A 14,407-nucleotide genomic window follows, 5' to 3' on the forward strand; every position below is an offset into this window, starting at 1 on the left:
GATGTGATCTGTCTCACCTTCCGCGAGGCTATCGCTACCCGACGAAACGATAGCTTCGATGCCGCTGCTGGTTGCGGAAGGGGTTGGTCCGGTGGGGGGTTCCAGACCGGCGATAGCATCAGTTACCTACCTGATCCTGGCGGCACTCCTGGTTGCCGTAGCCGTCGTGGACGGGCTCGCCGGATGGCTGATGCCATCCACGCCGGACCGTCCAGTGTGGCTTGGCGAATCGGCGGCACGGATCGGCGCGATGGTGCTCGCGCTGGTTCTCGTTTGGCGGGCACGACGGGCGGCAAAGCGTCACTGGAGGACGCAGCAGCGCTTCCAGGAGGCCCCGGGCAAGCCGACGATCGATCCGGGGGACCGGAGGACGGCCGACCGGGAGATCATCGAGGCGATGGTCCGGGTCAGCAAGAAGTACCCGAGTTCGTCGATCCGGCTGTTCGGGCAGATGCTGGTGGAGCCCGGCCGTTACCAGGTACGAGTGACTGACGAAGTTGAGCCGGTTGGGGAATGCCTTCGTGTCACCGTGTCGACGACGTACACCAGTTCACTGGACGACCTGTCCGAATTGAGACGCCAGGCGGGCGAGCCTGCGATCCCGACCCAACGGCAGTCCGTCGCCACAACCATGATGAGTTCCGCCCACCCGTCGTCGAGGTCAACGGAAGGGATTGATTCCGACAACAACGCCGGTGGCAGCGGCGCGCCGACGGCGGTGTTGACGAGGACCAGTAGTCAGAACGGCGCGGAGCCGACCTTCATCCTCGTGCCCATGATCACCGCCACAAAGGGCACCATGATGGACAACGTGGATACCTCTGACGGTGGAGGCAGCGCTCTACCGTTCCTGTCCCAGGAAGATGCGCGGGGCGTGGTGGCGCACGTTCTGCAGGCCGAGTTCGAGAAGACCTTCGGCCAAAACCACCGTTCGGTGCTCTACGCGTTGCTGCGGCTCGTTTTCCGGCAGGGTCGCGTACGCCTCGCGGACGCCCACACGTACTTCGACCGGGCGGTGGCATCGGTACGGGAGAACGCCGACGAAAAGCAGTTGACGAAGCTGCGGCGAATCTGTGCTTTCCTGGTACGCAACTACGTCATCGTCGCTGAGGCGCCCCCACCGACGGGCTACAAATGGGTCCTCCGGTACACGAAGACGATCCCGGTGTACGGCCGCGTGGACACCCGCGGACGTCGGCGTCGCGTCAAATACGGCCTGCAACCGAATTCATTCGTCATCCCGCTCAACCTGCCATTCACCACCAACAGCTATCACTTTCGAATGAACGCCGGGCCTAACAGCTACGTGAAGGCGCATTACGTCCAGTCCGCGAAGACGGGCAGCACCATTCACCAGGACGAGATCAAGAAGATGAGTAATCTGGCCTACCTACGGGTTCGTCACCATCAGGCCCTGCCGTACGCGCACCTGTACACGCGGCGCTTCGACACCTGCAAGCCGAAGGATCTGGTCATGCAGATCATCTTCGACGAGGTCCCCCCTGGAGCACTCGGGCTCACGCGTTGGCTGGCCACCCTGTCCGCGTTCGTGATCACTATGCTCGCATTCGTCGTTCCCAGCAACGAAGGGGACGTGTCCGGGGATGTCCTGGCCTTCCTCCTGGCGATCTCCCCAGTCGCCGCCAGCTTCGTCGGATACTCGATGGAAAAACTTCAGCGGTCCTCGCTGACAACTTTCGTCGGCCTGCTCATCACCGGCCTGACCTCAGTCGCCGCCGCCATCCTGTACGTCAGGGAGGCCCCCGAGCAGATGATCAGGGAAGTTGGCCCTCCGGTGCTGGATCCATTGCTCGGTCACCTTTCCGTCAACGTGGGCGTGTTGTTCGTCGGCCTCGCCGCGATCATGAACGCGATGTATCTACGCTGGCGACTCAAGGACGAGTTGACCCATTACCTCCAACTCCTGACGGCCAAGAACACCACGGCGAGGATGTTCCGATGACCGACGCGCACCAGGGAGCGGAAGCGCCGACGACCCCATTTGGCCTTGACTCCGGAGATCCAGACGACCTGATCCTGGACCTGGACGAGAAGTCGGGTGTTGGCAACGTGCTGCTGAAGTCGCTGCCGTACAACGCCGTTGTCGCATATCGCGGAGAGCCGACGGCGTCCGAGCGGGCGATGCTGTCCTGGCACATGACTGACAAGGAGCGGTATGAGTTTGCGGCCAGCGTGGAGCGCGTCAGCAACCGACTGCGCCACATGAGCCAGCAGGAAACTGAGGACTTTCTGACCGCGTTGGACGAGGAGACCAGGCGGCTGAACCTGGACCTTGAGATCCGCAGCGAAGATGTGCCGGGCTCCCAGGACGGTGCAGCCGCTTCGCCCGCAGCGGAGCCGTCCGCCAACCCCTCACGCCACAGCGGGAGCGGTCCGCTCCACAAATTGAACCCGGCCAGGTTCCTGCCCGGCCTACTGGCTCGCCGCAGCGGCCGCGTCGCCGAAGGCTGAATCTGGCGCGCTCCCGCCGCGCACTCTCCGGTACTGGTGTCGTGGTGCTCGCGCTCGGCGCCGTGCTGCTCGCCCTGTTCCGCGGTCGCCGCCTGGTGCACGATCGAAAAGACAGGCAAGGCCAGCCGGGTGTGGCGGTACGTGTACCGGGCGGTCGGCCAGTACGGGCAGGTCATTGACGTGCTGGTCGCGGCTGCTGTGATGCTGACGCGGTCCGGCGGTTCTTCCGGCGCGCGCTGTCGACGGTGAAGGTGCCCTCCAGCGAGGCCTGCGGACCTTCGCACCCTGCCGGCCGTGCCGTGCCACCTGAACCTCATGCCTCACATCCACGGTCTACGGCGATGACGGAACCGTCCGGCTGATCGACACCGAGCGCAGCCGCTGCGACCTTGCCGCCCTCCAACTCATACGACTCGCCACCCGGATTTGGCCGCTGCGACCGGATCTACGTACGAGTTTCCTCGAAGGCTACGGCGAGCTCACAGCCACAGCTCAGAGTGCAATACGCCACTGTGTCCACATCGACGTCCTGGCGAAGCTGCCGCTCCAGCACGCCTGCGCACCGGACTGGTCCTAGGCCCCCGGGCACGTCGGTCCTGAGCATCTGAGCTGTTTCCGCGCGGCACCAGCCGTGCTTGGTACTCGACTTCAGAGGGTGACATGAGCCGGCCGATGCCATTTCGGCTTGGCGTCGGTACGCAAGGAGCTGCCTGCTCCCAATTTAAGGGGCAACAGCGGAGAAGCCCGTTACCGGTGGTTCCGGTAACGGGCTTCTCCTAACTGCGCATATTCATGGTGGGCGATACCGGGATCGAACCAGCCGAACGGACACGAGCCGAAGCTGATCTTCAAGCGACCCAGAGGACGCAGCCACGCCGGATGAGGCGCTCCCAGATCGCTGACCTAGTCCGAGCGCTCGGCGACATTGCCACCGTGCTGCGCGACGCCGACCCCGACGACAAAGCCGAGGTCTACTGGCAACTCGGACTGCGACTCACCTACCAGACCGAAACGCAAACGGTGCACGCTGAAATGGATCTCAGTGCACACCGTGGGCAAATCATTTCGTGTCCGAGGGGGGATTCGAACACATGTACGAACCATATGTGCACCATTCTGGGGTGCACATGCTCATAGGTTACGGTGCAACTCGCCTTGGCTGCAAAGGCACGGTAAAGCTCGGTGTCGTGACGCTCTGCAAGTAGTCTAGCGGTGTGCCGCTGCGGAATCGTCCAGCTATCTTCATGGCGCCAAGCGCGAAACCTCGACGTTCCATTCACCTGTTTCGCATCGTAGGCAGCGCTATTTGCGCACCACGACGACGGGGATGCCAGCGACGACTCGCCGACGGACAAGCCGTCGCCTCGGTGGGTAAACGCGGGTGCGAGTTCCGCCCGGCCCATCGGGACTCGGGCCTGATCCGCTCAGTCTGCGGACAAGTCGTAAACGGACAGGTGCAGACCATGTTTCGAAACGCGGCCGGCGTCCATGCCAGCGCGTCGGCCCGGTGGATGGTTAGTTCGGCTGGGAACGACGCCCGGCGTAGGGCTTCAGCTCAATAGAACTGCGCTGGACAAGCTCGTACTCCAACTCGTCGATGTTGCCCGAGCGCATGCGCGCACGGCACCGGACGATGATCAACGCGGAGCGTGGTTGTCTCCCACCCAGCGCCCCGGAAGACCTTAAACCAGCAAGCGCCTCGCCGGCCGCGTTCAACAGCTCGGACTGCCCGCCGAGGCGGAACGCTGCTCCGTCTGCTCAACGCTTCTGGCACCTCTGTCAGACGTCGTGCTCCGCAGAGCACCGGCCCGCGCGCGAACCACACAGAGCTCGCGTAGGTGTCGGCGGAGCCCGGGGTAGGGTGTCCGCTGGCTCAAACGAGTTGCCCGGGACACCCGTCGAGGGCATCCTCGGACGTTGTCGACCTTTGGGTGACTCAAAGCGGTTCCTCTGGTACCGCCAATTCAGATCGCGCTGGACTGGAGTTGACGAGGAGATGGCGAACCTCGCCGACGAGTGGCCCTTCCCCGGCGACCCGAACCACTTCGTGGGCGCTCGGCACCACACCGTGCCTCGCTTCTACCTCGAATACTGGGCAGACGCCGACGGTCATATCGACGTTGTCGAGAAGCCGGGTGGGCGCAGATATCGGACAGTACCCAAGACGGCCAGTGCGGAGACCGATTTTTACACCTATATCGATCTTAACGGGGATCCGGCCGGTCACATGGAGCAGGTGCTGGGGGTCATCGAAGCCGGCGCCTCCGCCGCGATCGGCAGGATCAACCACCCGACCTTCGGCCAGTTTCCGCCGCCTCCCGACGACAAGTACGAGATTGCCACCTTCCTTGCCTTTCAGAAGGTGCGGGGCAAGCGTCGGCGCAGAGAGATCGAGACCCAGGCCGACTTTTACGTGAAACTCCAGTACTCGGGGCTCGGTAGCGACGCTATCAAGAGGTTGCTTGAGGAGCGGCTCGGGCATGCTAGTCCAGAGCATATCGCTCAGATGGAAGAACTCGTCGCGAACCTGGATGATTACGAATTCGTTCCGGACCCTAACGAACATGTCCGCATGATGGGCAAGTTGGCGCACAAAATCTTCCCGCACCTCATGCGCCGGCATTGGTACCTCGGCGTCTTCGATGAGCCCGTCCTCGTCACCTGCGATGAGCCGGTCATGCTCTACAAGAGCAACCCCAGCCCGATTCGGGGCTACGGGCTGCTTGACGCCGACGAAGTCTGGTTCCCGCTCAACCCATCTATTCTGCTGATACTGACCCGGGAGCCACAGCCGGTTTCGGCGCGGTTCTCGGCGTCAATCTCGACCGCGCGAATAGTAAACGCATACGCCGCCCACAATGCATACCAAAATATCTTTCTCCACCCAGAGCAGCCGGATATCGATACCGAGCAGTTGGCCGACAGTGCGCTCTTCGAAGTGGCCGCTCCGCCAGGCGTGATACTGCCCGATGGGGCCAACAAGCCTCTCAAGAACCGAACGACCGCGCGGCGGCGGAAGCCGAAGCGGAAGTAGCGCCACGAGAGGGGTTTCTCGCCAAGAGGCGTTGCCGGCGAGCGCCGGTACGGGCACATCTGCGGGCTGTTCGGGCGGCTGCGGTATCGGCAGCGGGGTGCAGGACGCGTACGCCGGGCCTGCGGTGTGGCAGACCCAGATCCGGGACGACCTGGCCGCTTTCGCAGCCGCCTGTCCGAAGACTGCTGGCCGCCCTCGTCGTCCTGCTGATCTGCGCCGCCGACGCCGCTAAGGACGACCTGGCCGGCCGACACTGCGTCGATCAAACTGACAGCCAAGGCGATCATGCGCGATCCTGACTCCTCTGCGGAGCCAGAGGGCCGGCTGCGCAGCCGGCAGACCCGGGTTGGCAGGCTTCCCGCCGCTGGGGGTGGGACTCAAACCGCCGCTGGCTCAGGCCATCGTGATGGACCACGCCGAGGCTCAGGCCGCCGCCATGCTGGGCCGTCCAGGCAGCCCAGCGGAGGCCACGCTCGTGCTCAATCACACCCCCTGCGACGATCCGGTCAGACCCCTGGTCTACGAAAAGATCCTCGCCACGATCCTGCCGCAAGGAACACGCCTGACAGTGCTCCTCACCGACGGCGACCGGACATGGCTTCATAGGTTGTACGTCCGAACAGGAGAAGGGGTCCGGCGATGAGCATCGAGATCACCTGGGGACGCGGCGACGGCGCCGCGTCGGTCAGCACCGTCGCCGATCTCGACGCCACACTGGACGCGATCAGCCACGCCCACACCACGTGGATGCCCTACTGCGTCACTCTCGTCGCCCCAGGCGGAGCCGAGTTTCCTGTGATGCTCGACGTCTGCGTCGGGCACCCCGATCGGTCGTTCGTCTATCATGTCGCTGCCGACGGCAGTAGCGCTTGGGGATACCAGCCAGACCTCGAACACGGGCCCGCATTCACCTTCGACTACGCCGGCACGCCCACCGACGCCTGGCCCGAACGCACCCGCGTCACCAACGCGACCGCCCGGCAAGCGGCACAACAGTTCCTCACCAGCGGAGGGCAACGACCCCCCGCGCTGGCCTGGGAAACTGTCGAATAGCTTCGAGCGTGGACGGCTCACGGCAAGTGCCGCAGCCGAGGTAAGGCGTGGCTCGCAGGGGAGGGTGACCCCGGAGCCGCTCACCCGGAACACCTCACGCGATTCTCCGTCCCTTACTCGGTAATAGGTGAGCTGATCGGGTAGTGATGACGGCAAGCGCCGTTGAGACTTTCGTATCCAGCATTCCCTGGCGCCCAGCAGCCAGGGACCCGCGCCGCCTTAAGATCGGAACGGGTCGGTCTACCTAGGGGTTCGGGGAATGCCTGGCCTGGTGGCCGACGGAGCTGAGATCCGCACGTCCAGGCAGGGCCCGGACGCCAGCGAGAGGTGTCGGCGCCTCCGGCACCGGCCGAAGGGACCGTGACTGTCATATTCGCCGAGGCGGCCAGCATCAGGACCGCAGGCCTCTGGCGCGCACGCCCCTTGAACGGCTTCAGCAGCCTGGGGCCTTCAGTCGATCAGAACCTGTCTTAATGGGCCTCGTCGTCATCGTCAGGCAATGGCTCGGTGAACCAGACGCGAATCAGGTATTCCTCGATGCCGTCGTAGGGCGCAAACAGGGTCGTCCATGCCGAAGCCGGTGACGCCGTCATTGGTTCATTCAGACGCCGCAGCGCCGCGAGGGCCTCGGCCCGACCGCGGATCTGCACCTGCGTGGCGTATTGACCGGGTCCGGTCGGGAGGTCGATGCCTCCGATGGAGGTGCCGCTGCCGTCGGACATCTGCAGCGTGCCACTGGGGCATGTCAGTGTGAAGGCCGAGATGTCGTCGAACCCGGTTGTCGGGCCGGGCGGGCCCTCCCACACCTCCAGGCAGGCTCGTACCTTGAGAAGGTCCTGAGCGGCGGTCACGTACACCTCGTACTCTGTCGCCGCAGCGCCGCTCTCGTACGACCGGGCTAGTGCCTCTTGGCTGCCCTCTGCAGCGTCGCATTCCTCATCGCGCACGGTAAGGAATCGGTAGTCGGGTCGGAACAACAGTTCGTGGTGAGAGATTCGGCTGGTCATCGTTCTCTCCCCCGCGCCTCGCCAGGCAGCCCCGGGCTCGGTGTTGGTGTCGGCAGTGCCATCGGGACCCGGCCCAGACGCATTCGGGTGGGTGGTGAGGTGGGCCTATCAGGCAGGCCATCCGTACCTGAATCCATCGAGGCCGGCTTCGTCATGGCGTGCGAAAAGCTTGCGACACCAACTCCGCAGCATCAGCCTTATCGGCTGGTCACCGGCCGGCACCCGGCCAATGCCTTCACCCGGTTACGTCTTACGCGAGAGACCAGTCGGCGTCCCCGTCCTTCACGCTGGCGTCGCTGTAGGTGAATGAGTTGGGCGAAGGCCACTTGCCGCCCGGGAAGGATCGGCTGTCCACTGCCTCGCCGTGCAGGTTGACCATGCTAGTTGCCTGCGCGGCGAGGAAGGCGGACAGAGTGGTGATCGCGGTGGCGACGATCGCGGTGTTGACGCCGGCCTCTTCGATGACGATGGCGGCGCCGGCCCACGAGAAGACGGCGGACCCGAAGGCAGCTATCGCCGCGATCGCGGCGACGATGAGCTTCGCTAGGACAACCGCCAGGGTGGTGTAGAAGGCGGCGCCGGCTGCCGCGCAGGCGAGGAGGTGGCCTGAGGTGCTGGCCGCGATCGCCGTGATCCTGGATGCCGCCTCGGTGTGGCTGGCCACGCTGCTGACGTAGGCGTCGCGTGCTGCGCCTGACCAGTCGGAGTTGTCGACCACGAGGTGTTGTTCCGTCAGGGCGCTGGCGACACCGGAAGCGGAGCCCCGCACGTCCATCCAGTCCCAGGCGTCCTTGAACATGAAGATCGGGGCGGTGGCGCCCTTCATGAGGTCGATGAGGAAGTCGAGGGCTTGCCTGCCGACCGCGACGGTCTCCCTGCCCAGCCACAGGATCGAATCGGCGACGCCCGGTGGGATGTACCAATGGTTGGCGGCGGCGGTAGCGGCTGGTCCGATCTGGTCAAGGCGCATGCTCAGGTCGTCCAAGCCTGCGCTGATGTCGGTGAGCAACCCCTCGAACTGTGCCTTACTGAAGTCCACGTCATGCCCTCATCAGTAGAGGTTCCGGAGCTTGTGCTCGTTGCTGCGGTCTTCCTCGTCGTAGGTGTCGGCGACCTTCCGTAGCGTGGTAGCCACCTCCGTCATCGCCGCCTCGCCCTCCTGGCAGCGCTGGCTCACGTGGTGAACGATCTCGTTGTACGGCGAGACGATCAGTTGGAACAAGCCAGCCTCAACGCGCCCCAGTTCCATCCCGGCGACCGTCGGCACGATTGCCGCCATCGCCGCGCTCTGCCGGTCCCACTCCGCGGCCTCGGTGCGCAGAGCATCGGTGGCGACGGTGACCTGTTGACGGCTCGGCGGCGGCATGTCAACCCTCCTCGGGTGAGTTGTGCACGGCTTGGAATCGGGCGAGCGTGGCCAGTGCCTCACGCGCCAGGTCATCGAGGCCTTGGGCCTGTGCTCTGCGGCGCGCGGCGTGTTCCTCGATCGCCGCACGGGCCTCTCTCAACGCCTCCCTCAGAGCCGCGTTGATAGCCGAAGCGCCGTGCCTTAGTGCCCACCGGGGATTGATGGTGCAGCCCTGCAACCCGCCGGGGGTCAGGGTGATCGAGACAGCGCGCTCACCGTCCCAACCCGTCGCCGTCACGGGCGGCGCGGCGGCCTGGTCCCGCGTCGCCTTCAGCGCCTTGAGTGCTTCCTCGGTCAGCGTCAACAGGTCGCGTGGACTACCGAACGCCGGCGCCTGCGCTAACGGCGGTAGCCCTGCGTCCTCCTGCCCGTCCGCTCGTGCCGCTTCAGCGCGAGACCGCCACGCGTCCAGGTCAAAGGACTCAGACCACGCCTGCATCGCCTGAGCAGCCACCTCCCCATAGAGACGCACCACCAAGGAGCCCAGCTCCTCGGCGGCAACATGCCGCTGCCAACCGGTCCACACGTCAATTCGCGAAGGCAGACCATCCGGGTCAACCACCACAGCGACGCAACCACGCGGATCGGATGCACGTCCCTCACCAGGCTGGGGCTGGGACTGCAACGCGGCCTGAATCTTCAGCGCGTGCCCCTGGATCTGCTGAAGACGGGCAAGGATCTCCTCGCTCATGCGCCCGTCACCGCCTCAACTTCGACGGTTGAACAGGACTCGGCCCTCGCGCGAGCAGCCAGCCGATGACCGCCGTCGCGACGGCGCAGTGCGCGAGAAGCACCGCCAAGACAACCCACGTGCCACCCGTGCCGAAGCCGAGCATCAGCACTGCCAGGAGTCCCGAGGTGATCCAGAGCAGCACCGCCACGACCCGACGAAGACCAACTGCCGCCCTGACCCATGCCAGCGCAACCGCCGTCAGCACAAGCACCACAGCGAAGATCACCACAGCCAGCGAGCCCGCCACGCCGAATGCCGCCTCGGAGGCCACATCAGGGAAGGAAGAGACCGCTAGCGCGACCACCGGAAGCTCGAACACCGGCCCGAGAGACCACAGCAAAAAGCCAGTGCGGCTCCTACCGGCCTTAACAGGCAACGCAGACGACTCCAATTGGTCCCCCGTCCAACCGTCAACCCGCCACCCGCGAGCGGCGACAGACCAATCACTCTCCGTGGCACGCCAGCCTGCCGCACCCGACCGACCTCATGCAACCCCATCAGTTGGACCCACTTTGATATGGGCGCGCCCTGGTCGTGGGAGCGATTCGCTGCCCGCCCTCAAGGCGATCGGCTACCGCGGGTGCCTGCGCACAGCCGACACCGACATCTCTAGACCTTCAGACGGGATGACGGTCGCTGAGACGGTGCGGGCGGCAGACCTCCACCAGGATCGCGTGATGCGCCCCGGGCTGTTGTTGCCGGCAACAGCCTGTCGTACCTTCGCCGTACCTTACCGCTATGAACTCCGAGTTCCGTGCGGCGTGGGTGCCGTTCACGGCGGACCCCACGCTGGAGGCGGCAGCGGCAATCGCGATGGAGTGGGGCGGAAAGGGCCGCCGTCGCTCATCAGCGGCCTGCGGTGCTGGTGACTGATCGCATCGGGGAATACCACGGCCATGACCTGTTCGAGCGGTACCGCAAGGGTCGGCACGTCTCGCCGAGGTCGAACCGCCTCACCTTTCGGCCGGGTACGGTAGTCGCGCACGCGCCGTCACCCACAGCGCTTCACCTTGCGATGCGTAGCCTTTCGTCAGGGGGTGAAGGGCAACTCCTCCTGACGATCATGTCCATCGAAGGACATGCCCGTCAAGGGAGTGGGTCTGTTCATTGAGCAGTCGGGCATCCGCTGCAGGTGACACCGAGAAGTAGTGCGAGACCGGTCCAGCCGGGACCATCCGGGTGATGGAGTCACCTTCCGGTCTTGCGTGACGCTTTTGTGACCCGCTTCTGCGCACCACCGCCGCAATCCCTCGACCTAACCGCCGACGTTGGGCAGTCCACGTGGACAGCCGAGATCCGGGCTTTGGGCGCCAGTACTGACCTGGCTACCGTGGCGTTGGTGCTCGGCACGTCGCGCTCGACAGCCTTCAGCTGATCGCCGCGACGCGTTCCCTGCGCCCTATTTCCGCGTGGGCGCCCACCAGGCCGATGCTGGCGGCCCTACACCTCAATGCCCACCGCGTGGGGCCATCCGACCCCTGATGGCCGCCTCTACGCAGCGCCGAGCGAGCGCAACGGCTTGAGCTGGTCGCGGCGAGCCGACCTAGTTGCCAGGATTGGCTACGACCCAGTCGAGAAGATTCGCGTAGGCAGTGATCGCGGCCTCCACGTCCTCGCGTAGTCCGGCCATGGTGATCAGTTGGGAACGGCGGGTTCGGCGGTCTACGAGGTGCCACTCCACTCGCTGGGTTTTGCCCGGTCCGTCGGGTCGCGACCGGGCCTCACCGACGACTCGGGTGATGTTCCCGTGTGCTAACTCGTTTCGACGCCGCACGACGGCCCACATCTCCTCCCGCGGGAAGCCGCGGTTCGTCTCTGGGGATGGACGATTCGCCAGAAGCGATTCGACACGATGAAGTCGTTTGCCAATCATCCACTGGTCGATCTCGTCTCGGCGTGTCTCGGGATCATCTGGTTTCTCCAGATGCAGGATCACGTCGCCAAGGAGGTCCTCCAAGACAGTGCTCTGCGTGATGACGAGACCTCTCCGTTGATCAATCTCGCTGCGCTCGGCGACCTCTTCCCAGTCAAGGTCGACCTCGTCGTGAAATGACAGGAGAAGGTCATAGCTTGAGAAGACGTTCAAGGGTTCGTCCGAGTCGTCGTCGAACGACACTTCGATCACGTCAACGGACAGTTGCTCCATGATCCGAACGTTGTCGTCGTCCAGCATGCCGGCGTAGGCCCAGTCGACGGTGTACGAGCAGGTCAGGCCGGGATAGTCGGGCGTCTGGAAGCCGCAGCGCCAACCGCTGACTTCTGGAACTAGGTCCGAGCTCTTGCGCCGGACGTCGCCATGACGGGGGCACCTGAAGTGTGTGGCGGCCGGAGCAGCCTGCCAGCGACGAAGTAGCGCTACCCGCCCAGGGCTGAACGGCGCGTAGACCTTTGGCGTGTCGGTGGGAAGCCCCAGCACGATTCGGAGCGTCACTCGGTGTCTCCACTACCTGTCTCGGACGGGCGCGTCTGTGTGGACGAATGCGCCGGACCCCTATCCTGCCGTAGCGCCACCACCACGGTCAGCTGTGCCTACGGGGTTCTCTTGCCGCTGGTGAACCCAACACTGCGACGGGCCAGGTCTCGGGCGCCTGGGGCCTGGCGCGCACGGCGAATGGAATCCGACCTAGATCAGCGACATCTGCTCGTGGTCGGGGAGATCGAAGTGCACGACACGGCTGGGGTCGATGGCGCCGGTGGCGGCGAGTTGTTGGGCTTCCCGGGCGTTACGCACGTAGACCGGGACCGCAGGGGGCAGCCGATGCAGTGATGCAGGGCTGGGCCGGAGTACCCCGTGTAGCCGCTGGCGAACACGAATCGCGATGCCGTAGGCGCGGTCTGGGGTGGGGCCTTGGGCATCGAACTCGGGGCGGGTGCCGTGCGTCTTCCACAGCGGATCCGCGACGGTCTCGCGGAATTCGTGGATCTGCTCGGCAGACAACTCCCCCCACCATTGGTCCGCAGCCAGTCGCTCGTCCTGCTCCTGGCGCAGCCGCTGCTGCTCGGCGGCGCGTTGCTGTGCCTGCCGCTGCTGCTCCTCGATCTCTCGTCGCTGGCGTGCCTGTTCGGCTTCGGCCGCCCATCTGCGCAGCTGCTCGTCTCGTCTGGCGGCTTCCTCGGCTGCCCTGATCTCGCGTTGCCGTTGCTCGTCTTGGCGTCGGGCTTCGGCTTCTGCTTCGGCTTGTTGCTCGGCCTGGCGTTGCTGCTCTTCGCGGTGGCGCTTGCGTGCCTCCTGGCGCTGCCGCATGGCCTCGTGCCGGGTCTCGCGATCAATGTGCGAGCTGGAGGTCCAGACCAGGCGCCGCCGGCGGTAAATGTCGTCGTCGGCGAACCACACCCGCCGGTACCGGGGGCGGACCTCGTGCACGACCGGCTGCCCTCGCGACACCCAGCGGACGAAGGCGGTCAGCTCCAGCGCGTCGACGGCCCTCCAGGCGCCATGCTCGAAGTCGAACGCTGACGGACCCTCGACGACGGTCCAGGGCCGGCCCTGCGTGGGTTCGCGGACCCGGATCGACGGTACGTGTCCCATCCACGGGGCCTGCGCGGCTGGACTGACCCAGCACACGCCGACACCGGCGGCGCGGTATCGCTCGGTGCGCTCCTGGATGTCCTCGTTGGTGATGGGCGACAGTTGGGCCTCCCAGGCGATGCGTCGGGTGCCGTCGTGCGTTGAGGCGAGGACATCGGCGCGCCATGAGCCATCCGGGGAGCGGACCTCCATCTCGGCGTGCCAATCAGCGGCCCGTACCGCGGTGGCGAGTTCCAGCTTGAGGAGGTGATGCTCCAGGGACTCGTTCAACCAGGCGCAGTCGTTGAGGCGTCCGGGGTCGTGGGCGAAGTACCGCAGCCCGCGAGCGGACACCTTGGCGTGGACCCCATGCCCGCACTCCGGACACCGCAACGCCACCCGCGGCCGAATCCTGTGCACCGCCGACCAGGTCAGGTCACAGCCGAGGTCGGGCAAGGTGGCGTCGATGCGGCCAGCCTCGGGATGTATCGCCGCGAAGGCCATCTCACCGCCGCCGTCTCAAGGTGCCGCGGACAACCGGGCCACCGTTCGTGACCATACGGATCTCGCCCACGCGCACCTCTCACCGATGGTCGCGGAAACACGTATACGTCGAGCATGGCGGAGCGGTACGACAACATCACCGCTCGTGCCAGTCCCCCAGTGGTCAGTCGAAGACCTGATTGACCGTGACTCGGATGCGCTCGGGGTAGCTGTCGACGATGAGCCACCAGTGGTCGTCGTAGGGCACTTCCAGGACTACTGGGGTGATGTCGTAGAAGCCGCCGAAGAACTCGTACTCGTCGCCGTTGACGTACGCCTGGTACTCGTCGTCGTCGATGAGGCAGACCCGGGCGGTCGAGCCGCGCAGCCCGATCTCGAACACCGCGCCCGTGGCGCACTCACCAAGGTTCCAGTAGAGGTGATCCACACACTATGTGTAATGGATGATGACGCCCCGTAGAAAGTACTTCCGGGCGTTCTCTTGTCCGCTGCGGGACCCGGGCCGCTCGCGGGTATCTGCCACTTGCTGCTACGCCGCACACGGAGGCGACTGGTGGTACGCCGTCTTCGCCCCCCACCTGAGCATCGTCACCGCTAGTGCCGTGACCACGAACGTTGACGGTGTTGGGGTCAGGCTGCTCGGGTGGCGGGTTGGCCCCAGCGTCGTTGTCGTTCGCTGCGGATGCGG

Annotated in this window: 13 protein-coding genes; 5 read left to right on the top strand and 8 right to left on the bottom strand. The window is 65.3% G+C overall.

Going from position 1 to position 14,407, the window contains the following annotated elements; genetic code table 11:
• The first annotated feature begins 58 nt into the window (after positions 1 to 58).
• From ACFY1S_RS26330 to ACFY1S_RS26350, 5 genes are all read left to right on the top strand, one after another.
• Positions 59 to 1,963, top strand: coding sequence for a hypothetical protein (locus ACFY1S_RS26330; protein ID WP_387123156.1), 1,905 nt, complete (start codon positions 59 to 61; stop codon positions 1,961 to 1,963).
• Positions 1,960 to 2,472 carry a hypothetical protein gene (locus ACFY1S_RS26335; protein ID WP_387123158.1) on the top strand — a complete coding sequence of 171 codons (513 nt, stop codon included), beginning with the start codon at positions 1,960 to 1,962 and terminating at the stop codon, positions 2,470 to 2,472. The genes ACFY1S_RS26330 and ACFY1S_RS26335 overlap by 4 nt, the downstream gene beginning before the upstream one ends.
• A 1,996-nt stretch (positions 2,473 to 4,468) precedes the next feature.
• Positions 4,469 to 5,506, top strand: coding sequence for a DUF4238 domain-containing protein (locus ACFY1S_RS26340; RefSeq protein WP_387123160.1), 1,038 nt, complete (start codon positions 4,469 to 4,471; stop codon positions 5,504 to 5,506).
• 406 nt (positions 5,507 to 5,912) lie between these two features.
• Positions 5,913 to 6,149, top strand: a complete 237-nt coding sequence (locus ACFY1S_RS26345; protein ID WP_387123181.1) for a DddA-like double-stranded DNA deaminase toxin — start codon at positions 5,913 to 5,915, stop codon at positions 6,147 to 6,149.
• On the top strand, positions 6,146 to 6,559 hold the full coding sequence (locus ACFY1S_RS26350; RefSeq protein ID WP_387123162.1) for an Imm1 family immunity protein: 414 nt from the start codon (positions 6,146 to 6,148) through the stop codon (positions 6,557 to 6,559). Before ACFY1S_RS26345 ends, ACFY1S_RS26350 begins: the two co-directional genes overlap by 4 nt.
• Before the next feature lie 470 nt (positions 6,560 to 7,029).
• On the opposite strand, the gene ACFY1S_RS26355 is transcribed toward ACFY1S_RS26350, so the two are convergent.
• The 8 genes from ACFY1S_RS26355 to ACFY1S_RS26390 form a co-directional block, all read right to left on the bottom strand.
• Entirely contained in the window at positions 7,030 to 7,566 is a 537-nt protein-coding gene (locus tag ACFY1S_RS26355; RefSeq protein WP_387123163.1) for a hypothetical protein, read from the bottom strand.
• Positions 7,567 to 7,816: 250 nt separating this feature from the next.
• The gene (locus ACFY1S_RS26360) at positions 7,817 to 8,605 is read right to left on the bottom strand and encodes a hypothetical protein (RefSeq protein ID WP_387123165.1); all 789 of its coding nucleotides are present in this window, start codon (positions 8,603 to 8,605) and stop codon (positions 7,817 to 7,819) included.
• 12 nt (positions 8,606 to 8,617) lie between these two features.
• Positions 8,618 to 8,932 carry a type VII secretion target gene (locus ACFY1S_RS26365; protein ID WP_387123167.1) on the bottom strand — a complete coding sequence of 105 codons (315 nt, stop codon included), beginning with the start codon at positions 8,930 to 8,932 and terminating at the stop codon, positions 8,618 to 8,620.
• 1 nt (position 8,933) lies between these two features.
• Positions 8,934 to 9,665 (bottom strand): hypothetical protein, encoded by a 732-nt coding sequence (locus tag ACFY1S_RS26370; protein WP_387123169.1) that lies wholly within the window; start codon positions 9,663 to 9,665, stop codon positions 8,934 to 8,936.
• 7 nt (positions 9,666 to 9,672) lie between these two features.
• Positions 9,673 to 10,026 carry a hypothetical protein gene (locus ACFY1S_RS26375; RefSeq protein ID WP_387123171.1) on the bottom strand — a complete coding sequence of 118 codons (354 nt, stop codon included), beginning with the start codon at positions 10,024 to 10,026 and terminating at the stop codon, positions 9,673 to 9,675.
• Positions 10,027 to 11,250: 1,224 nt separating this feature from the next.
• Positions 11,251 to 12,138, bottom strand: coding sequence for a hypothetical protein (locus ACFY1S_RS26380; RefSeq protein ID WP_387123173.1), 888 nt, complete (start codon positions 12,136 to 12,138; stop codon positions 11,251 to 11,253).
• Between the two features lie 192 nt (positions 12,139 to 12,330).
• Entirely contained in the window at positions 12,331 to 13,719 is a 1,389-nt protein-coding gene (locus ACFY1S_RS26385; RefSeq protein ID WP_387123175.1) for a competence protein CoiA family protein, read from the bottom strand.
• 163 nt (positions 13,720 to 13,882) lie between these two features.
• Positions 13,883 to 14,146, bottom strand: coding sequence for a DUF1883 domain-containing protein (locus ACFY1S_RS26390; protein ID WP_387123177.1), 264 nt, complete (start codon positions 14,144 to 14,146; stop codon positions 13,883 to 13,885).
• Between the last annotated feature and the right edge of the window lie 261 nt (positions 14,147 to 14,407).

This window comes from Micromonospora sp. NPDC000663 (assembly GCF_042898105.1).
Lineage (GTDB): Bacteria > Actinomycetota > Actinomycetes > Mycobacteriales > Micromonosporaceae > Micromonospora.